At 41.2% G+C, this 21,663-nt stretch carries 18 protein-coding genes and 1 pseudogene; 10 read left to right on the top strand and 9 right to left on the bottom strand.

Annotated features, from left to right (window positions below; all coding sequences use genetic code 11):
• Positions 1-187: 187 nt before the first annotated feature.
• The 3 genes from RMZ43_RS22580 to hemE form a co-directional block, all read right to left on the bottom strand.
• A complete protein-coding gene (locus RMZ43_RS22580) occupies positions 188-1,786 on the bottom strand; it encodes a B12-binding domain-containing radical SAM protein (protein ID WP_322653060.1) in 1,599 nt (532 codons plus the stop codon).
• A 235-nt stretch (positions 1,787-2,021) separates the two neighbouring features.
• Positions 2,022-2,978 (bottom strand): NAD-dependent epimerase/dehydratase family protein, encoded by a 957-nt coding sequence (locus RMZ43_RS22585; protein ID WP_322653059.1) that lies wholly within the window; start codon positions 2,976-2,978, stop codon positions 2,022-2,024.
• A gap of 165 nt (positions 2,979-3,143) precedes the next feature.
• Entirely contained in the window at positions 3,144-4,205 is a 1,062-nt protein-coding gene (gene hemE, locus RMZ43_RS22590) for a uroporphyrinogen decarboxylase (protein ID WP_322653058.1), read from the bottom strand.
• Positions 4,206-4,454: 249 nt separating this feature from the next.
• Here hemE and RMZ43_RS22595 point away from each other — a divergent pair, with 249 nt between their 5' ends.
• Complete coding sequence (locus RMZ43_RS22595) at positions 4,455-5,201, top strand: hypothetical protein (protein WP_322653057.1); 747 nt, start codon at positions 4,455-4,457, stop codon at positions 5,199-5,201.
• Between the two features lie 40 nt (positions 5,202-5,241).
• Here RMZ43_RS22595 and RMZ43_RS22600 read toward each other — a convergent pair whose 3' ends face one another.
• A complete protein-coding gene (locus RMZ43_RS22600) occupies positions 5,242-6,561 on the bottom strand; it encodes an ABC transporter substrate-binding protein (RefSeq protein WP_322653056.1) in 1,320 nt (439 codons plus the stop codon).
• A gap of 252 nt (positions 6,562-6,813) precedes the next feature.
• Here RMZ43_RS22600 and RMZ43_RS22605 point away from each other — a divergent pair, with 252 nt between their 5' ends.
• Positions 6,814-7,557 (top strand): class I SAM-dependent methyltransferase, encoded by a 744-nt coding sequence (locus RMZ43_RS22605; protein ID WP_322649255.1) that lies wholly within the window; start codon positions 6,814-6,816, stop codon positions 7,555-7,557.
• 100 nt (positions 7,558-7,657) lie between these two features.
• Complete coding sequence (locus RMZ43_RS22610; protein ID WP_322649254.1) at positions 7,658-8,725, top strand: glycosyltransferase family 4 protein; 1,068 nt, start codon at positions 7,658-7,660, stop codon at positions 8,723-8,725.
• A gap of 28 nt (positions 8,726-8,753) precedes the next feature.
• On the opposite strand, the gene RMZ43_RS22615 is transcribed toward RMZ43_RS22610, so the two are convergent.
• Complete coding sequence (locus RMZ43_RS22615) at positions 8,754-9,668, bottom strand: S66 peptidase family protein (RefSeq protein ID WP_322653055.1); 915 nt, start codon at positions 9,666-9,668, stop codon at positions 8,754-8,756.
• A gap of 153 nt (positions 9,669-9,821) precedes the next feature.
• Complete coding sequence (gene pgsA, locus RMZ43_RS22620; protein ID WP_322653054.1) at positions 9,822-10,364, bottom strand: CDP-diacylglycerol--glycerol-3-phosphate 3-phosphatidyltransferase; 543 nt, start codon at positions 10,362-10,364, stop codon at positions 9,822-9,824.
• Between the two features lie 144 nt (positions 10,365-10,508).
• On the opposite strand from pgsA, the gene RMZ43_RS22625 reads away from it, so the two are divergent.
• Complete coding sequence (locus RMZ43_RS22625) at positions 10,509-11,945, top strand: aspartate ammonia-lyase (RefSeq protein WP_322653053.1); 1,437 nt, start codon at positions 10,509-10,511, stop codon at positions 11,943-11,945.
• A gap of 184 nt (positions 11,946-12,129) precedes the next feature.
• Here the strand turns inward: RMZ43_RS22625 and RMZ43_RS22630 are convergent.
• Positions 12,130-12,266, bottom strand: a pseudogene (locus RMZ43_RS22630) (cation transporting ATPase C-terminal domain-containing protein); the annotation flags it as partial.
• Between the two features lie 162 nt (positions 12,267-12,428).
• Between RMZ43_RS22630 and RMZ43_RS22635 the strand changes: the two are divergent.
• From RMZ43_RS22635 to RMZ43_RS22660, 6 genes are all read left to right on the top strand, one after another.
• Complete coding sequence (locus tag RMZ43_RS22635; protein ID WP_322653052.1) at positions 12,429-13,400, top strand: DUF362 domain-containing protein; 972 nt, start codon at positions 12,429-12,431, stop codon at positions 13,398-13,400.
• 963 nt (positions 13,401-14,363) lie between these two features.
• Positions 14,364-14,549, top strand: coding sequence for a hypothetical protein (locus RMZ43_RS22640; protein ID WP_322649248.1), 186 nt, complete (start codon positions 14,364-14,366; stop codon positions 14,547-14,549).
• Positions 14,550-15,187: 638 nt separating this feature from the next.
• Positions 15,188-15,700 carry an inorganic diphosphatase gene (locus RMZ43_RS22645; protein WP_100901064.1) on the top strand — a complete coding sequence of 171 codons (513 nt, stop codon included), beginning with the start codon at positions 15,188-15,190 and terminating at the stop codon, positions 15,698-15,700.
• A 133-nt stretch (positions 15,701-15,833) separates the two neighbouring features.
• Positions 15,834-16,217, top strand: coding sequence for an aspartate 1-decarboxylase (gene panD, locus RMZ43_RS22650; RefSeq protein WP_322653051.1), 384 nt, complete (start codon positions 15,834-15,836; stop codon positions 16,215-16,217).
• A gap of 11 nt (positions 16,218-16,228) precedes the next feature.
• Complete coding sequence (locus tag RMZ43_RS22655) at positions 16,229-17,131, top strand: MBL fold metallo-hydrolase (RefSeq protein WP_322653050.1); 903 nt, start codon at positions 16,229-16,231, stop codon at positions 17,129-17,131.
• 245 nt (positions 17,132-17,376) lie between these two features.
• Complete coding sequence (locus tag RMZ43_RS22660) at positions 17,377-17,913, top strand: GNAT family N-acetyltransferase (RefSeq protein ID WP_322653049.1); 537 nt, start codon at positions 17,377-17,379, stop codon at positions 17,911-17,913.
• A 300-nt stretch (positions 17,914-18,213) separates the two neighbouring features.
• Here the strand turns inward: RMZ43_RS22660 and RMZ43_RS22665 are convergent, their stop codons facing one another.
• Together RMZ43_RS22665 and RMZ43_RS22670 are read right to left on the bottom strand one after the other, a co-directional pair.
• The gene (locus RMZ43_RS22665; protein ID WP_322653048.1) at positions 18,214-19,428 is read right to left on the bottom strand and encodes an HhoA/HhoB/HtrA family serine endopeptidase; all 1,215 of its coding nucleotides are present in this window, start codon (positions 19,426-19,428) and stop codon (positions 18,214-18,216) included.
• Positions 19,429-19,716: 288 nt separating this feature from the next.
• Positions 19,717-21,039 carry a D-alanyl-D-alanine carboxypeptidase gene (locus RMZ43_RS22670; RefSeq protein ID WP_322649243.1) on the bottom strand — a complete coding sequence of 441 codons (1,323 nt, stop codon included), beginning with the start codon at positions 21,037-21,039 and terminating at the stop codon, positions 19,717-19,719.
• Positions 21,040-21,663: the final 624 nt, after the last annotated feature.

The following is a 21,663-nucleotide window of genomic DNA, read 5'->3' on the forward strand; positions in this document are numbered from 1 at the left end:
ATTTGTCAAGTATGCCTCACACCTCAGTGTTTAAGATGCCTACAAAACAAGCGTTTCAAGATTGTAAAGAAAGATGTGGGTAATGCATAGCCGCAAGCGAGGAGGGGAGTATGATGTATCTCATTTGATTAGGAAAAGCTAAAAGTAATCAAGCGGATATGATATCACTTGTTATTTTCCAATGAAACTAACTGACTACTGCTTTAGCTTTTTCCTCCGCTTTTTCCTTCACTAGCACATAAGGCGTTTCTGCACCTTGTGCGAGATATTCAGCTAGCTGACTTTCAATTTGATCGCGCACAATTTGGCGATACTCTAGAAAATGCTCGTTGTGGGCGCAAGCGGCGATGTAATGCTCAATAACTCCAGGGTTACGCTTGAGAATACTGAACAAATGATGCCAGAACTTCCAACGAGTTTCTCGTTTGATTCCTTGCCGCCAAATTACAATTAGTAGCGCTTTAATAACTACCCACTCTGGCATTTTCCCTGGCGCTTTCCAACTTGGCAAACCCATCATCAAGAAACAGCGATAGGTACGATCCAAATACTTTACTGGGTCATATAAAGTACAGAACGCTTCAATATATTCTCTTGCCAGTTCTTCTAGGGGGCGGGTGGGCAGGAAGTTCATCAATGTTGTTTGGTTGATGTTGCCATCTTGATTTTCCCGGAGTCGTCCTTCTTTTTTCAGGCGATGCCAAAGCGCGGTGTTAGGTAACGCTTGTAACATAGCAAAGGTAGTAGAGGGAATCGCTGCTTGTTCTGCAAAGCGGACAATGCGATCGCCTGCGCCTGGTTTTTCGCCATCAAACCCGATAATAAACCCAGCCATTGGGCGCAATCCGGCTTTGATAATAGTTTCTACTGCCTCAGTTAGAGAACTGCGAGTATTTTGAAACTTCTTGGTCATTTGCAAACTATCTTCATCCGGCGTTTCGATTCCCAAAAACACCGCCGAGAAACCGCACTCAACCATTAACTCCAACATTTCTGCATCTTGTGCCAAGTCAATTGAAGCTTCAGTGTCAAATCGGAAGGGATACTTGTGTTCTGCCATCCAGACTTTTAACTCTTTGAGCAACAATTTCACATTTCGTTTGTTGCCAATAAAGTTGTCATCTACCATGAACACACCCCGCCGCCAACCCAACTCGTAGAGGTAATCTAACTCTGCTAAAAGTTGGGCTGGGGTTTTGGTACGCGGTTTGCGTCCGTAGAGAACAATAATGTCGCAAAATTCGCATTGGAAAGGACATCCACGCGAAAACTGCACGGACATCATGTCATAAGCATCCAATTCTAATAAATCAAAGCGGGGTATTGGTGTGCTTGTCACATCTGGCTTCTCGGTGGCGCGGAAAGTGCCAGATGTGTCTCCCCGTTTGACTGCCTCAATAAACATGGGCAACGTGATTTCGCCTTCATCCAGAATCAGAAAATCTGCACCAACATTTTCAACTTCGTGAGGTACAGAGGTGGGGTAGGGGCCGCCAACTGCGACTAGCTTGCCACGTTTTTTTGCTTCCTGGATTTGGTCAAGTAAATCTTGTTTCTGGACAATCATCGCAGAGAAAATTACTAAATCTGCCCATGCCCATTCTGCTTCTGTTGCTGCACGGATGTTGCGATCGACTAGCTTGAATTCCCATTCTTGGGGTAGAATCGCCGCTACTGTCACTAAACCCAGAGGTGGTAATAAAACCTTGCGATCGACTAACTCCAAGATTTTTTCATAAGACCAAAAAGTTTTGGGAAATATTGGATACACTAACAAGATTCGCATGTAGTATCAATCCTCACACTTTGATTGTTATCCCACTCTAACGAAAATAAAGACCTATTGACTTTTTATTAAAGTTGTTCTATCTTAACATTCTGGTTAATTTATACATGCTCATAGAAATATTGCCTGATTTTTTCTACTGAAAGGCTATAGTTACGCAAGATTTTGCTAATTTCTTAAATATTATTGATTTGGTATGAGATGTTTTTAACTCAATGTTAAGAGTGTCAAATACCTACTTAACACCTTTAACGCCACTAATTTTTAAAACATCACTCATGGTTGCACAATAATTTGACAAGCCTAAACTATCAGGATTGATGAATTTTTCATAAGTAAAATGTCGATAGTTCATGCAAAACCGATCCCAAGCAGCCATCCGAATGCGGAACAGAATAATAATCAAATTCGCCAATGCTATGGATATGGGAATGCGAAAGTAAATCTTTTTGCCCAAATAAGCACAAACTTGTTTCACTGCTTGATTAGCAGTTAAAGGTGCTTGACCTAAAACCAGCCGACGTGGTTGATCGTTTTCGACAGGATGATCGATTAAATATAGCACCACAGTGGCAATATCTTGTGCGTGGATAAAGTGAAAACTGCCATCTGCTTCCAAAAAACGAATCACATTAATATATTTCGTCACTTCTGTAATACCAGATGTGACAGCAGAATAAGGTTTATTCGCATCACCGCCCAATACTACAGTCGGAAATACTGTGGTAATTTTGGGTGCGATCGCTAATTTTTCTTTTTTCTGTAAGCAGTCATATTTGGAACGGATGTAATCTGTACCAATTTCCCCGGCTTCTTTTAATGGTTGATTGTGCCGATCTAAAACGCTAGCTGTCGAAAAATAAATTACTTGCTGGCAACGTTCTGGATCTAGCAGTTCCAGCAACTCTATAGTCTTAACGACGTTAATATCAAATGTCGCATCACCACCCCAAGCTGTGGCTGTGAGTACCGCCGTATCAATTGTGGATAGCAAATCGGCAAATTGGCGAATATTTTGCATATCACCTTGCAAAACGTTGATACCCGAACGTGCCTTAATATCAAGTTGCAGTTTGCTTGGGTTCCTGACTAGCAGATACAGTTCGTGATCTGTTTCCTTAATTAATGCTTCTGTTAAATAATGACCTACACAACCACTTGCACCAGTCACTAAAATCCGTTTCTGGCTCATAGAAAATTTATCAAAATTTAGGAGTTAAAACTAAAGAGTTAAGAACAAAGTTAAAAGTTCCGAATCCCAACTGATAACTCTGGAAATTTTAGATTTTGAATTTTGGATTTTGGATTAAAAGAAAAATCTAAAATCTAAAATCTAAAATCTAAAATTAAATGGCTCTTAACCCTTAACTCCTGCAAGATTAAGTTCCTTTGCTGTTTCAAAGAAGAAAGCAACATTTTCTTCGGGAGTTTCTGGTAAGACACCATGACCGAGATTGAGAATGTGACCCCAATTACCAGCTTTGCGAACGGTATCAAAAATGCGATCGCGGATAAATTCTTTAGAGCCGAATAACACGCCTGGGTCAAGATTTCCTTGAACTTTGACATGCTTACCCAATCTGGCTCGTGCGTCTGCCATATCTACTGCCCAATCTACAGTGACAATATCAGCGCCAGATTGTCCCATTCTTTCCAACACACCTGCACTACCGCTAACTAGTAAAATCAAAGGTGTATCGGGGTGGGTTTGCTTGACTTGCTGGAAAACTCGCTTCTGATAGGGGAGAGCAAAAGTGTCATAATCTTGAGGACTCAATTGACCCGCCCAAGAATCGAACATTTGTACAACTTGAGCGCCAGAGTCAATTTGGTAGCGGGCATAAATGGCGATCGCATCTGCTAATTTAGCTAACAGTTGATGCAATATCGTTGGATCTGAAAATGCCATGTTTTTGATGATGGAATAGGTTTTAGAACCTTTTCCTTCAACTGCATAAGCTGCTAATGTCCACGGCGCACCCACAAAGCCCAACACCGTTGATTTATCGCCTACTTCCGAACGCAAAGCCTGCAAAATTGTTTTGATAAATGGTAGAGCTGCTTCTGGTTCTAAAGGATGCAGAGCATCGATTTGTTCTTGAGTGCGGAGGGGCGAGTGAATGATTGGCCCTTTACCTTCGGCAATATCCATGTCAATACCCAAAGCAGGTAATGGGGTGACAATATCAGAAAATAAAATTACTCCGTCTGGTTGGAAAGCTCTCCAGGGTTGCAAGGAAACTTCAATTGCTACTTCTGGAATTTCGGAGCGATCGCGAAACGAAGGATACTTCTCTCTTAGGTCTCGATATGCTTTCATATATCGTCCCGCTTGTCGCATCATCCATACAGGGGGACGATCTACTACTTCACCACGAGCAGCCCGTAAGAGATGAGGAGTCGTTGAATAAACACCCATTTATCACTTCATCCTAAGTCACAAATTTTATGCCACTGTTTAGCTTATCATTCAGGGATTACGCTTTTTCAGCAGGTTTGGAGTAAAAGGGGAATGGGGAGTGGGGACTAAGGAGTGAGAAATAGGATAAAACAAGAATCAATATTGAACTGAGGATTGGGAATTGAACATGGGGCATTGGTTAATAATCAATAGTTCTTCCTCTACTCCCTCATCCCCACTCGCCACTCCCCACTCCCCTAACTCCCTATGCAAACTGACTCTAACAGTTCCGATGATGTTGCATCTGCTAATAATGAGCCTAACCCAGGAAAGTTTTTGATTCCGCGATCGCAGCGACAGAGGTTCTTTATTCAGTTTACCTTAATGACCCTGATTGGATGGGTTGTGGGTGGCGTTGCCAGTATCGCCTTAGAGAAAATTATTCTCCAAACCTCACCTAGCACTGCAATCCAACCACAAATATGGGGCATTTTGGTCAGAAGTCTCAGCAATGTTATATTTGCTGTGATTTTTGCTGCCGATCAGAGCCTTGTTCTTTACCGATATTTATCAGGTTGGCAGTGGCTATTTGCTACTAGTGTAGGTTGGTTGATTGCTAACGGCGTTTCTACAGCCTGGATTAACTATCTTTCAAGTATTGCCATATCGTTAAATGAAATATCTCCTGAGCAGACTTTTATTTTTGGATTTCTGTCTGCGATCGCATATATTATTTCTGGTGTTTGGCTAGGGCTTTGTCAGTGGCTGGTATTGAGGCGATACACAACAGGAATTTGGTGGTGGAACTTTTTACCCTCAATCTCTTTCTTCTTGATCACTATTTTGATTTGGTTGATTTTTGTTGTACAAAATTTGATTCCAGAAGCCAACCGTAATTTTATACTGTATTGGAGTGGACAAGGATTTACAGCACTAATTTTGGGAATTGTACCAGCAATTGGCTTATGTACCTTGAAAAGAAATTCACATCGCCGGAATGGAATTTCTGGTTAATTAAAATTAAGCTATTTATGGATTTTAGATTCCATCTAAATTATAGGGAATCCCAAATTGAATCGAGGTTTACTTGAGCTTGTTTGAGTGCTGTTTCTGGAGATGCCCCTAACATGGTGGCTTCAATGGCTCGACCTAAACTGTCAGACAAACGACTATAGCCAGGAATGATTGGTCGAGAACCTGACACAGGCATTTGGTCAATAAAAACTTTCAAAACAGGTTTTTGCTGGAGAAATTTTTGATAAGCCTGACTTTGGGCAGATTTAATGTTAACTGGTAAAAAACCCGTTCCTATACTCCATTCTGTTTGAAATTCTTCGCTTAAAACATACTCTAAAAATTTGAGTGCTGCTTGCTCTCTTTCTGGTGTAGTCTTCATTAAATACATATTTCCAGTGGCTGTCACTGTAGCAGGTTTCACATTTGCAGGTATGGGAAATACTTTAAAGTCAACATTAGACTTCATGATATAACTCCAAGGCCCTGTGATCTGCATTGCAACGCGACCCGCCATAAAAGCATCTTCTTCATAACCTCGTTCTGGCGAAGAAAGGATTGCTGAACCATCTTTTAATAGGTCTTGCCAAAATTGTAACGCTGCGATCGCACCTGGATTAGTCAAATTTGGATGGTTATTTGTTACAATTTCTCCGCCAGCGCTCAATAAAAAGGGAAACCAACTAAAAACAGTCCATTCTCCCTTTCCTAAAGGCAATAGCATTCCGTATTGTTCAGGTCGATGATCACCATTCTTATCTATGGTCAATTTTTTGGCAACTTCCCTCAACTCTTCCCAAGTCTTAGGAATTTGCGTAATTCCCGCAATTTGGAAAAGTTTAGGTCGGTAAAAAATACCTACATTGCTTGTAGAAAGTGGGATTGACCAAAGATGACCATCTAATTTTAATTCCTCCCATAAGTTGGGGCTAATTTCCGACTTCAATGGAAATTTGTCTAGCCAGTTATCTAAAGGACGAATTGCCCCTAGTTCCATAAACTGACCGGTCAATTGAGGATCGAATGACAGAATATCTGGAGACGCATTGCCCACAACTGCTGTTAATATTTTTGGCAATTGTGGTTCACCTATAAAGATAGATTTCACCTTCACATCAGTATGAGTCTGATTAAATTTATCTACTAGTTTATTAAACACATCCCGATTAACAGGGGGATTAATTGATTGCCATAGACTCAGATGAATCACTCCGTCATTCTTCTGCACTGTCCCTTGACAACCATATAAGAATATGAAAAATATACTCAGAATAATTCCCATCAGCGAAAGCCGCCAAGCAGAATTGGTAAACTTGGGGGAAATTTTTTGAATTTGGTATCGCAAAAGGATAACTTTCATATTAATTTTTAGATTTTTTGGGTATCTATCATTTCACCCTTCTTAAACCCCACCGCCGTGTAGTCATTTTTTTGAAGATTAAGTTGCTCTATTCTCAAACGTTCAAAAATCTCTTTTATCTCTATTTTAGAAAAGCTTTGATATAAAATACTACATTTTATCTCAATCTTCACGAATGCTAATTAAGTTAAATAAAATTTTAAATATCTATTGTAGACTATAATACGTCTATTCTACGGCAGCACAAATTTTATGGTAAGCTCTACTACGCCTTATTTTTTAAGTAGCTTTTTAGAAAATTCATTCAACTTCAAAGATCATCTACAAGATTTTTTAAATTTAGATTCAGAAACCGTAAAAACAAAGTTAGCAGCAGAAAAAGAAGAAATAAAAAACTTAGGGCATAAAGATTTTAATTGGCAAGAAGCAAGTGCTTTCTATCGTGACAAAGTAGGAGAACTTTACTTATTTGAATTGGGGGCTTGGCATCTGTCAAGTCATGAGTATATTGGAGATATGTTGCGGTTGATTGCAGATTCTGCCCAAGGTCGAGTCTTAGATTTTGGTGGTGGAATAGGAACTCATGCTCTTGGTGCTGCTCTTTGTCCACAAGTTGAGCAAGTAATTTATTATGATATTAATCCGATAAATCGTGATTTTGTTAAGTATCGATGTGAGAAAATGGGACTGGGCAAAAAAATAGTTTTTGCTCTTGAAATGCCTGAAAAAGAGAAATTTGATACGATTTTATGCTTTGATGTTTTAGAGCATTTGTTAGATCCTAGCCAGCAGTTATTGCAATTTTATCAAGCTTTGAACTCTGATGGTAAAATGATAGTAAATTGGTATTTCTTTAAAGGTTTTAATCAAGAATACCCTTTTCATTTAGATGATCCTAAAGTAGTAGAAGCATTTTTCCATACACTCCAGAGTCACTTTTTAGAGGTTTTTCACCCTTACCTGATTACAACCCGTTGCTATCAGAAGCAGAGTTGAATTCGACTTAATGCTTTTTGGGTGGAGCCATTGCGAAATCCAATAAGTACGTTATTTAAGTGAAAAAATTATGTTTATAAAAATATATTAACGATTGCAAATGTACCATAAATTATTATTTATGTCTACCCCAATGGGTGCTATAGGTTCAGGATTGGGAGGTGGAGTAGAGTTAACCCTATCTAATATTGCTACAGAGATGCTCCGGCGAGGACATAAATTAGAAATTGTTGCACCCCTTGGCTCTATCAGCAATTCCTTACCTATTAAAGAAATTCCTGGAGAACTAATACAGATACCCGCGCAAAATCAGAGTCGTAGTGATCCGATTTTGCTCCATACAAATTCAGTTCTGGCGAATATGTGGGATTATGCTCGTCAAGTGCAAGCAGATTATGATTTAATTGTGAATTTTGCTTATGATTGGCTGCCACTGTATTTAACACCATTTTTTAACCGTCCGATCGCACATCTGATCAGCATGGGTTCTTTAACAGATGTTATGGATCAAATTATTGAACAAGTAGCAATTAATTTTCCGAATACTATCGGTGTTCACAGTCAAACACAAGCGGCTACTTTCACATTTCCAGAACGATGTATTTGTCTGTTAAACGGGTTGGATTTATCTATTTATCAATTTTGCCCAAAACCAACTCAGAGCTTGGCGTGGGTAGGTAGAATAGCACCTGAGAAAGGGCTAGAAGATGCAGTAGCAGCAGCAGAAATTACTGGTATTACGCTAAAAATATTTGGGTTTAAACAGGACATATCTTACTGGGAAAAAGTTTGCCAAGAATACCCTAATGCTCCCATAGAATATGTAGGGTTTTTACCAACAGTTGAGCTACAAAAAGAGTTAGGTAAATGTCGATCTCTTTTAGTAACTCCTCGTTGGATAGAAGCATTTGGAAATGTAGCAATAGAGGCACTTGCTTGTGGAGTACCTTTAATTGCTTATCGTCGGGGTGGTTTAACAGAAATTGTCCAAGAAGGCAAAACTGGCTTTTTGGTGGAACCTGATAGTGTTCAAGGTTTAGTAGAAGCGATTAAGCATTTGGATGAAATTGACCGCCAAGCTTGTCGCCAGCAAGCAGAGACTTTATACTCTTTAGAAGCTATGGGCGATCGCACCGAAGAGTGGTTTCAAAAAATTCTGAGAAACTGATATAGTACTAATCAACATTTGCGCCCAACTATGGCGCGTAGCTTGCCGCCGTAGGCATTGTTAATATTCCCGCATCCCCATCTAAAATTACCTCTACACCCACTGGTAATGCTGCATTGGGGCTATCATGACCAAAAGGTAAATCAGAAACAATCGGAATCCCCAAATCACCCAAGCGATCGCGCAATACTTCTTCTACCCTAAAGCTAGATATAGTTGGCGGCGCTTCACAGCGAGTAAAACCTCCCAAAGCAATACCGCAAACTTGAGACAAAGCACCACTCAAACGCCACTGCGTCAGCATCCTATCAATGCGATAAGGTGCTTCCGTAACATCCTCCAACGCTAGAATTACACCATTCAGATGTGGCAAGATTGGTGTACCCAAAATATGAGTAGCTACCGTGAGATTACCAGGTAGTAAAGTGCCAGTAACCACACCATGACCCCAGCCGCAACCTTTAAGAGGGGCGAGAGGACGACCTTCTACCGAATCAAATAATCTCTCAATTGACCAATCTGGCTCATCTACCAAAGTCGTCATCACAGGGCCGTGAACGCCGGAAATTCCTGCTGTATAAAGGCTCCATAATAAAGCTGTGACATCAGAAAAGCCAATCAACCACTTGGGAACCGCTAAGTTTGGCCAATTCCAATCTTCTAAGATACGGGTGCTGCCAAAACCGCCTCTGGCGCAAAGGATACCACGACAATCAGGATCTTGCCATGCTGCTGCTAATTGGTGACGGCGGGTTTCGTCTGTGCCTGCAAGATAACCCCATTTGTCATCTATCTGAGGGCTGATTTCTACTCGATAACCACGCGATCGCCAAATTTCTACACTTCGTTCTAATGCCTCAAATTCTCGCAAAGCACCACTAGGGGTAATTACTCGTAGTAAGTCTCCAGGTTTTAGGGGCGGTGGTAAGATTTTGGATGGCATGAAAAAAGTTAGGGGTGAGGGGAGACGCGATGAATCGCAAGAGACGCGATGAATCGCGTCTGTACAAGGGGTTAAGAATAAAGACTATACCTTAGAACTTCGATCAAATTTTATTGAATTATTTTTGAAAGTGATCGCCACAGTGGTTTTATTTTAGGTTCGCTTTGTATCTAACCGTGGATTTTCCTGAGCTGGATTTTGCGGTACAAGATAAATACCTCCAGAGATTAAAGTTAGGGCGACAGAAACCCAAAAGGCTATCAGAGAGGGAGTCTGCCACACTTTACCTAGAGGCGCAATCAAAAGTGCGATCGCAACTATTTGACTAACAGTTTTGAGTTTACCCCAAATATTCGCCCCCGTAATCGTCGTTTGATTCACCCGCCAACCAGCGATCGCTAATTCTCGCGCTAAAATCAAAAACACTCCCCAAGCTGGCACTTTTGCTAATTCAATAAAAACCAGCAACGGCGCAAGTACCAGAAGTTTATCCACTAAAGGATCAAGAAACTTACCCAACTCACTAATTTGGTTGAGTTTTCGCGCCAAATAGCCGTCTAGCCAATCAGTCAATGCAGCAATAAGAAAAATCGCCAAACATATCCACTGAGCTTGAGGTGTGGGATTATATAAACCGTAAAGCAGAAATGGTATCCCTAATAGACGAGAGAAGGTAATCCAGTTGGGTATGGTCATAGGGAATTTAAAAATCAAACTTCAAAATTAACAATTGTAAAGCAACAAGCAGCCAAGCAAATATGCAAAATCTATGCAGATTAGTGTATCTGGGTGTAGCTGCGTGGGAAAATCTGTTTTCTGTAGCTCTTTTAAAACAATACTATGACTGAACACACAGACTCTCAATTCCGCATCGAACGCGATTCGATGGGCGATCGCCAAATTTCTAGTAGCCTTTATTACGGCATTCAAACACTGCGAGCTATCGAGAACTTTCCTATTAGCGGCATAAAGCCTTTACCTACTTACATAGATGCTGGATTAATTATTAAAAAAGCTACAGCAATTGTGAATGGAGAACTAAATTGCATTCCCCAAGATATTAGTCAGGCAATTATCCAAGCAACTGATGAAATCCTGGCTGGGAAATTCCGGGATCAATTTGTCGTGGATGTTTATCAGGCGGGTGCTGGAACATCCCACCACATGAATGTCAACGAAGTTTTAGCAAATCGCGCCTTAGAAATTCTGGGTGAAGAGAAGGGTAATTATAAACGTGTTAGTCCCAATGATCACGTTAATTATGGGCAGTCTACCAATGATGTGATTCCTACCGCAATTCGCATTGGTGGATTATTGGCATTATCCAAGACATTACACCCAGCAATAGATGGTGCGATCGCTGCCTTAGAAAACAAAGCTGTAGAATTTCAAGATATCGTCAAATCTGGCAGAACCCACTTACAAGACGCAGTACCCGTGCGTTTGGGCGAAAATTTTCGGGCTTGGGCGCAAATTCTTACAGAACATCAAAACCGGATTTACACCGCCTCTGGTGATTTGATGGTGCTGGGTTTGGGAGGTAGTGCAGCCGGAACAGGGTTAAATACTCATCCTTTGTATCGCGCCCGTGTGGTAGAAGTTCTTTCAGAATTGATTGATACTCCTTTAGAACCTGCGCCCCATCTTATGGCAGCCATGCAAAGTATGGCCCCATTTGTAAATGTTTCCGGTGCTTTACGCAACTTAGCACAGGATTTAGTCAAAATATCTCATGATTTGCGACTGATGGATTCGGGGCCAAAAACTGGTTTGAAAGAAATTCAACTCCCCCCAGTGCAACCCGGTTCCTCAATTATGCCAGGGAAATATAACCCAGTCATGGCAGAGATGACATCAATGGTGTGCTTTCAGGTGATGGGTTACGATAGTGCGATCGCATTAGCCGCACAAGCCGGACAATTAGAATTGAATGTGATGATGCCGTTGATTGCTTATAACTTGATTCACAGCATCGAAATTCTGGGTAATACCATCGCTGCACTCACTGAACGCTGTATTGAGGGAATCACAGCAAACCAAGAACGTTGTTTAGCTTATGCCGAAGGTAGTTTAGCCTTAGTAACCGCACTAAATATCCACATCGGTTATTTAAACGCCGCAGCTGTCGCCAAAGAATCTTTAGAAACTGGTAAATCTTTACGGCAGATTGTCTTAGAACGCGGATTGATGAATGAGGCAGAATTAGCCACAGTGCTAAATCTAGAACAGATGAGTGCTATCTTACCTCTGAGTCGAGAATCAAAGCAAATCGATTAGTGTCGATTCTTTTAACGTAGACGCATTAGCGAAGCGGTAGCGACGTTCGCGTAGCGTCTCGCAGAGAAGGAGCGTCAATGGCTTGCCGCAGGCTACCACAGAGGCGCAGAGTACACAGAGAGAAAAAACTGAGCAAAAAGCCTTTCATGACTCTGCGTTCTCTGCGGTTCATTTTTGGCTGGATTTAATTTGGCGGATCAAAACGATTTACTACTGTAGCCCACAAAATCATTGGTGAACCAACTGCTAAACAAAATAACCACTGTTGCAAGTTAATGGTGCTGTTTCAAAAACTTCATTAATTAATGGCACATGAGCAAAACCAAGGCTTTTCAACCTGCGGAGGCAGGTTTTGTCTGTGTAGCCGCGACTTCTAGTGGCCTGGTGCAAGATATAAAATGCTGTACTAGTACGCGAGATTTTAGAGAATTGGTATAAATAGGAAGATAAAAGAATATCTTCATTACTGGTAATTTATTATCCATGCAGACTCAAAAATCATCTGTCAGTCTCATTCGGGCTACATCTTATGAACGAGAAGCTTTACAAGAATCTTTAGTTACACTGCTGGAACCTTTTGGAGGAATGGCAACATTTGTGAAAAAAGGCGATCGCGTTTTACTCAAACCGAATCTACTTACAGGATCGCGTCCTGGTAAAGAGTGTATCACCCGTGCCGAAATAGTTTACGAAGTTGCCCAGATGGTAATTGAAGTTGGCGGTAAGCCATTTTTGGGCGATAGCCCTGCTTTTGGCAGTGCCAAAGGCGTCGCAGTAGCAAATGGCTATCTGCCTATTTTAGAAGAACTCAATCTTCCCATCATCGATTTTCATGGTCAGCGTTACCAAACTGTTAGTGACAATTTTAATCATCTGCGGCTGTCTAAAGAAGCAATGGAAGCAGATGTAGTGATTAACTTACCTAAAGTAAAATCACACATGCAATTGACATTAACACTGGGTGTAAAAAATTTATTTGGTTGTGTCCCCGGCAAAATGAAAGCTTGGTGGCATATGGAAGCTGGAAAAGATGCGAATAGATTTGGTGAAATGTTAGTAGAAACTGCCAGAGCAATTAACCCTAACTTAACCATATTAGATGGCATTATCGGTCATGAAGGAAATGGCCCCAGTAATGGTGAACCTCGCCAACTGGGAATTTTAGCAGCCGCATCAGATATATTTGCCTTAGATCGGGCAATGATAGAAATCCTTAATGTTCCTCCTGAACAAGTGCCCACAGTTGCAGCTTCCCAAAGGCTAGAAGTTTGTCCAAAACTAGCTGATATAGAGTTTCCATATTTAAATCCTGACTTATTAAAAATAGAAGATTGGCGACTGCCAGAGAAGTTAATGCCCATCGATTTTGGTATGCCCCGCGTAATTAAATCTACGTTTAAGCATCTTTACACCCGATTTATCAAGGAACCAATGAGTGTTTATGGAAGGGAGTAGGGAGTGGGGGAGCAGGGGGAGAAGAACTATTAATTATTGTCCAATCCCCAATGCCCAATCCCCAATTTAATGCAAACTTCGTTACAGCAATTTGATTTATTAGCAGAGTAATCTGTAATTACCCTCCGATTGCTTAACCAGACCGTCCTATGATATTTAGTGGCGGTTTTTTTAGTTGATTAATTTGTTATTCAAAAACTTATACGGATTTATAATTTGTAAATTGGGATTAGGTATTTTGTTCAGACATGAGCAAAGTTTGCCGATAACTCCTAGACCTCTACGCCACCTTCTAAAATATTTTTATATCTATCTATATATAGATTGACAAAATTGCTGTGATATTATTTATATTCAAAAATTGAAATTATAAAATATCTGTTTAGTAGTATCACTGAATCCATTCTGCACACGCAATTGATGCATCTGTATTTATTCGGTAACTATTCTTGGTTACGAAAATTACTCCTATCCATTTCTTGTCTAGCATCAAATTTTTTGTGTATAACTACTGTATAACAATCAAAAGCATTGAATATTTCTCAGTGCAATTGCTGTTTTGTGTCCTGTATCACAAATTAGCAATTCCAGTACAATGACCTTATCAAAGGCATTTTAAGATGTTATAATGATGAAGTATCGGACAAATATGTTTTGCTAATTAATCTTTAAGCAGCGAAAAAATGTAATTTATGATGCTGTCAACTTTGGCTTTGCGTATGCGAACCATTACACCATACAGGGAAACATCTAAAAATATTAATTGCAAAATAAAACATGATTTGTTTAATTTTAATTTTGTATTAAGAACTCCATGTATAAAAAGACTATTATGACAGTTAGAGAACTGGTTTAGATTGTAAGATGCTACACATTCTACAGTTTAAAAATAGCTAACATGGCAATTAAGACTCTCAATCAGAGAGTAGACCTATACAGTGTTACGAACAAATTCAATTTTGTATGAATTCAAATAGCCAGTCTGCCAATACCGACACATATTCCCAACGTTTGGCAGACATTGTGGGAACTGCGATCGCTCTATTAACTCTCATTCTACCCGTATTTGTCATCGCCCACTATTCTTCAACTGATGTTCAAAATAACCAGCAGCCACTGGTTCAAGATTTTAAAGGAAATCAAGATTGATAAAGCTTTTCAGTAGCATTTCACCAGCAAAAAAGCTACAAAAAAGGAGAAAACTAATTTTGAGACAATCTCTCTAGATTTAAATGTAGTTCATCAAGAATAAGCTGAAATCTTTATTGTGTGACTTCGGATTTTAGTTGTCTTGACAGAGTACGGGCAGAAATAAATCCCTCCAACAGCAATTTTAAAGATGTAACAGAATAATACACTCTTGGAAAAAGCGTTGTGAAGTTTCTTCACAACGCTTTTTCCATTTCAATTAGGAATGGCAGAGATGAGGCAATACCGTTCGGTTAAAGAATTTCTTGGTTGAGGCAGGATAGGGTTGCAGGGGGCAATACGCTTGGGTTAAGAAATTTATCCGTTGAGGCAGGCAGGGGGAGCAGGGATGCAAGGGAAGCAGGGGGGGAAGAAAAAAGCTTATCTGAACTGTCAGGAGGAGATAAGAATGGCTGAACATATACCTCTTGGCTCCCCTGCCTCCCCTGCTTCCTACTCCCCGTCCCTCTGCCTCTTTCCAATGCCCAATCTCGTGAAATGAATACGTTGGGAAGAGATCCATATTGCCCTAAAATTCTACACGGGGAGAGAAACTGACTGAGTGTCCCCGTGATTTATTGTTATCAGAGGAGTTTTTTGTGGACTTATCTCGTATTCCTGCCCAACCGAAACCAGGTCTAATCAACGTTCTGATTGAAATTACTGGCAAAAGTAAAAATAAATACGAATACGACAAGGAGTTAGAAGCTTTTGCTCTAGACCGAGTACTTTATTCCTCGGTACAATATCCCTATGACTATGGCTTTGTACCCAATACTTTGGCTGATGATGGCGATCCCCTTGATGGTATGGTCATAATTGACGAGCCAACCTTTCCAGGCTGTGTGATTGCCGCACGACCCATTGGCTTTTTGGAAATGATTGACGGTGGCGATCGCGATGAAAAAATCCTTTGTGTTCCTGACAAAGATCCGCGCTACACTCAGGTCAAATCCCTGAATGACTTAGCGCCACACCGCTTAGATGAAATTGCCGAATTTTTCCGTAGTTATAAAAATTTGGAAAAAAAGGTGACTGAAATTCTCGGTTGGCAAGATGTGGACAAAGTTGCAGCTTTAGTAGAAAAGTCCGTCAAAGCTTATAGAGGATAATAGAGGAGTTAAGAGTTAGGAGTTAGGAGTTAAGAGTTATGAATTTTTATTTCTCACTCCTCACTTCTAAATCCTTACTTTAATAACTTTCACTTGTTACGGATTGTAAAATCTGTCACTAACTCAAACCCAAATGCAGCGCACTCTCCTTTTGGCAAAAATTCATAACTGCACCCTCACGGGAGCAAATATCAACTATGTGGGTAGTATCAGCATTGATGAAATGCTTTTGGAAAAAGCTGGCATCTTACCCTATGAGCAGGTGCAAGTAGTTAATAGTGCCAATGGTCAGCGCTTTATCACTTATGCAATCCCGGCTCCAGCCTATTCAGGAATAATTGAGCTAAATGGGGGTGCGGCACGTCTAGGCATTATTGGCGATCGCTTGATTATAATGACTTACGGGCAGTTTACTCCAGAAGAGTTAAAAAGTTACTCTCCTAAGGTAGTGATTGTGGACGAAAAAAATAGGCTGTTAGAAGTGCGGCACTACGATGATCTGCTCAGTAAGGTCTAATTTCAAGGAAAATGTCAAATTTTGAGTTGTCGGATTCCCAGAGCTACGCACCTGAAAAGTCATCAACCCTGCCGAGTAGCCCAGCAGGTGAATTTATCGTGCAATTTTGGGGTGTAAGAGGTTTGATTCCCACTCCAAGTAGCAATACCAGTCGTTATGGTGGTAATACCGCTTGTGTAGAAATGCATGTAGCCAGGAAACGCTTGATTTTTGATGGCGGTACTGGCTTACGCATACTGGGTAAAACTTGGCAAGAAATGCAACAGCCATTAGAAGCCCATTTATTTTTTACCAACTGCCAATCAAATAGAATTCAAGGGTTTCCCTTTTTTGCTCCAGCATTTATTGGGGAAAATTGTTTCCATATTTACGGCACAGCTGCATCAAATGGAGCCTCAATTAAACAATGTCTGTATGATCAGATGCTCCAGCCACACTTTCCTTATCCTTTACAGGTAATGCAGTCGGAATTGCAGTTTTACAATCTCACTCCAGACATTGACGTGAAGCTAGATGATGTCACTATTACAACTGCATTAATTAATCAAACTCAGAGGTCAGTTGGCTATCGAGTTACTTGGCAAGAGTATAGCGTTGCCTATGTCACAGATTTGCACCAGAATGCCGATCAAGTCGAGCGAAAGCGGATTTTACAGTTCATTCAAGGCGTTGATTTGCTAATTGCCAATGCTACTTACACTCCGCCTACATCTGACAACCATGACTCTGCTGATTTGCTTTGGCAAACTGCGGTGAATGCAGCTCTGAATGCTGGCGTTAAACGGCTAGCCATTTCTCATCATCACCCAGATGATCATGATGATTTTCTTGATCAGGTTCAAGTCGATGTTAAATCTGCTTTTCCTCAAGCAATACTAGCTCGTGAAGGTCTAATATTAGCTGTTGGTAAGTGATTTAGAGTAGTTGTAGCGATCGCCTAAGTTATCTTTAGGGTCATAGCCCTGACTTATGAATTTTATATAGAAAAATTCTGTATAATTACTCGATTTGAGGTATTTATATAGAAAGTTTCCGCATAATAAATAGTTATGCCGTCTCCGTTTCGGGTTAGGGCAGTAATTAAGAAGTTATTCATTAGTGCTAAAGTTCATTCTCCGAAGTAAAACTGTAAATTACAGCATGAGGTGGTAGGCTCCCTATGCAGAATGTTTCTTTACGCCCAGTTACCGTAGAAGATGCGACCTCAGTACAGCTTTACGCTTCGGATGCTCGGCTTGCGGCAACTTGTAATGTGCCTCACCCCTACCCGCCTAACGGTGGACAAGTATTTGTTGAAAGATGTATTCATGCTCGTGAGTCGCGCCAACGATTTCCCCATGCCATTCTTCTTGATGGGCAATTCGTGGGAGTGATCGGTCTGAATCTGCCTGACTTCAAGAATCTAAGTGCTGAAGTAGATTATTGGCTGGCAGTCCCATTTTGGGGGCAAGGAATCATGACTCAAGCTGTTGGTTTAGTTGCTAGTGTAGCGTTTCAAGACCTTGGCTTTCGTCGTTTGTTTAGTGGCTGTTGGTCTAAGAATCCAGCCTCCTGTCGCATTTTAGAGAAGAATGGTTTTACGGAAATATCGAGTGTTGTGAATGATGGTCACTTTGGACAGAAGTTTGCAGGAGAGACAATTCGTAGATTTACCCTCTCATATAACGAATGGCAAACGTATGTGATGACGGTATAACAATCGCGCTGCACCGGAACATTTCAGTATGGTCGGTTAGGATGCAAGTGTTATCTGCGTCCGGTGGGCGCGAAGTTGGGCTGCTTTAGTTACTGAGGCGAGTCAGTGGGATCGCAGTTTCTATTTAAAAAGGATATTTGAAAAGTCTAAATTGTTACTCGCCTTGGCTATTGAAAGTCGCGGCTACACGAGACTTTACCCACCTTTGTAGGTTAAAAACCTTTATAGACTACACGCGCTTTGGGCACAGCATTGCTGTGCCCTTACTATTCCACACAATTAAAATAGGCTATATTGCCCCTACGATGCATTTTGCAACTCGGCTGTGCGGACTGAAAGCTGCTGTGTCTGATTACCTCGTTGCACTTTCACCTGTAATACTTGACCAAGACGACTGTCTTCCACAACGTTCTGCAATTGTTCAGCACTGGTAATAGCTTTACCATCAACTTGAAGAATTACATCCCCGCGCCGGATACCCGCAGATGCAGCTGGAGAATTGGGGACAACTCGCATTACAAAAACACCATTAATTTCTGGTATCTGAATAGGAGAGTTGGGATCGGTATTATTTTGCTTGGCAAGATCGGGTGTCAAGGTTAGCATTTGCACGCCCAAATAGGGGTGAGCAACTTTCCCATCACGTTGCAATTGTCCTGCGATCGCTTTAGCTTTATCAATAGGAATCGCAAACCCAATACCCATCGCATCAGGGCGAATGGCTGTGTTAATGCCAATCACTTCACCTTGGCCATTCAATAACGGCCCACCAGAGTTACCAGGGTTAATGGCAGCGTCTGTCTGAATGAAATCTAAGCGTTTGTCACTAATGCCAACTTGGGCGCTGGAACGTTTCAGAGTACTGACAATTCCCAAAGTAACGGTATTATCAAATCCCAGAGGATTACCAACTGCGATCGCCCAGTCTCCTACTTGGACATTATTAGAAGAACCCAAGGGCGCGACTGGTAAATCGCCACCAGCATTAATTTTGACTACTGCCAAATCTGTAACTTCATCAATACCTTGAACTTTCCCTTCAAAGGTGCGACCATCTTTGAGTCGGACTGTTACTTTATCAGCCTTATCGACTACATGAGCATTAGTCATAACTAACCCGCTCTTGTCAATAATGAAACCTGAACCTAAACCGCGTAACTGTTCAGAAGGAACCTGCTGCGAGAAACCGTCACCAAAAAACCGACGGAAAAAAGGGTCTTCCATAAATGGATCAACCCGACGAGTAATTGTCCGCTCAGTATCAATCCGAACAACTGCTGAACCAACACGATTCACTGCTGCTGTGACAAAGCTACTGCTACCAATCGCACCAGTGGCTGGTGATTGCCGTTGGGCAATCAATTGTGAAGTATCTCCAGTAGTTACTATAGGTGCTGGTTCGGCTTGGGAGGGCAACACTTGCAATGTGCTAACGGTTAGCAGAACTCCTAGCGCGATCGCTAAAACATGAGTACTGAGTTGGCGTAAAGACCTGGGTAATTTGAGAAATCGCATAATCACAACCTGATTTATAAGCTTAATTGTTGCTTAGTCGTGACAAATCTATTTACAGTTATTTTTACAAAATTGACGTTAGCTTTTACTTCAGGTTTCGCCTGCTCTCCTCAATAATGGGGTTAGGGCATTTTGCGAACTACCTGTACTCAACTTAATAGAAAATTTAACCCAAAAGCTATTATGGACATTTACCCTTTACAAGTTCGGTTTTTACCCATCAATAAAACTTTTGGATTGCGAATCAGACAGGCTTACTCTCTGTTTTAACGGTAAAGTATAGATGAACTAACTTTTGAATAAAATTTCATTGCGACTATCTGCGCCTAGCTGGGGTAAAGAGTTGATGGCTGAATGAGGAGTAAGGGCAACAGGAACGGTTAGAGGTAGTTGTAATTGTTTTACAACACTTTGCAACAGTTGATCTTGTCCAGTCCGCAAACCCCAGACATTTGTCCCCCGGTTGATAATAGCAAACCAAACCAAACCGCGATCGCGTGTAGGCATTACTCCCGCTAAGGCGCTCACATCCCGCAGAGTGCCAGTTTTAATCACAGTAGCAAGGGGAATGTGTCTGGAGTGTACTGTCCCCCGATGATCAAATCCAGACATAGGAAATAAGTCAGCGAGATTCAATTGATGAGCCGATGCCTCAACTTGGATAGCCATTAGCATGGCACAAACAGCTCTAGGGGAAATGCGATTTTCCGGCCCTAGTCCAGAACCATTGATTAACTGAATTTCCACTTGTGGCACTCTAGCAAGGTTAGCAGCAGTTGACTGTACTACAGCTGCTCCTCCTACTGAGTCTGCCAGCATCTCTGCCATATCGTTGTTACTGTAAATATTCATTTCCTTGAGCAGTTGCTTCAAAGGCAATGAACGATGACGCAGTAACAAAATCTGTCGGGGGTTTGGTTGCGCCTCAACCTTCACCGCACCAGCAATAACAACTTGAGGCTTGGGCGTTCCCTTAGGCATGATTGAGTGTATATAGATAGCGGGGCGGCCCCAAGTCGCACGATTTAGTGTTTGCTTGAGCATCAAACCTGCTAACATCGGCTGACGTTGGAAATTCATGGCAAACCTGCCATTAATAATCAAATTTCCTTTTACCTGCTTGATGCCCATTTTATTGAGAGTATTACCAAGAGCGATCGCTTCTTCCCAAACAAACATCGGATCGCCACCACCAGTAATCACCAAATCGCCTTGCACAACCCCATTTACCACTGGCCCAGTGGCACTGATTAAGGTATCAAATTGGTAATCTGGCCCCCAGGTTTTCAAAGCAACTAATGAAGTAGCAATTTTGGTTAAAGAGGCAGCTGGCAGAGGTGTTGTACCTTGGTGATTTGCCATCAGCATCGGCCCCGACTGCATCCAAATTCCTTGACTCTGGGCCAGATTTTGCGCTATCAGTTTCGATGTTATTAGCTGTTTCAGATATTCCTGCACCGTAGTAGCCCCAGTTGGATTAGGATCGGGGGCAAGAACTAAGCCAGGGCTACTTTGCCAAGTCAAAGCGTCTAAGGCATCTAGAGGTTTGATTTGTACCCCGGCCATCTCTAGCCAGAGCGACACCAAACCTGAACCCAATAATTCCAGCATATTTTATTCCTCTGTTAAGATGTGACACAGTGTTTACTGTGCTAATATACAAGCTTTTTTGCAAGAATCAGTATTGAGTCATAATAACTGCTGTTTCTCTCATCTGTAAGTGGGGTGAATCGTATTGTTTTCGCGGCTCCTTTAACAATGCCAAAATACCCATTCCTCATAAGATAGCCGCATGGAAATAAAAAATCTCTAGCTGAGGCAATGATATGAATTAGTTTAGTTATAAGAAAATTTTATGGATAGGTATGAAGCGATCGCATCTCATGAAATAAAAATAATTCGTAATTCGTAATGACGCTGGAATACTCGATAACGTAATTCGTAATTGGGCATTACTGATTAGATGTATAAATCTGGGTGTAGAGAGGTTGCAATTGCTAGTCTCTAGAAAAGTTTTGAAATCACCCAAAATCATTTTCATGCCTGAATTCAGTAACGCTCGTAATTGAATTAGTTAAGGATTCATACCCCGACTAATTATAGACCAACGATTTTAGAATTTAGTACGGGACTCAAATCCGAAAATTACGTTAGCGCAGAACGTTCGCTTTTAGCGTTTTGAAGAGAAGAAGTCCGCAAATATAATTACGAATTACGAATTACGAATTAATTAAT

It is taken from the genome of Nostoc sp. CmiVER01 (genome assembly GCF_034531135.2).
Classification (GTDB): domain Bacteria; phylum Cyanobacteriota; class Cyanobacteriia; order Cyanobacteriales; family Nostocaceae; genus Nostoc.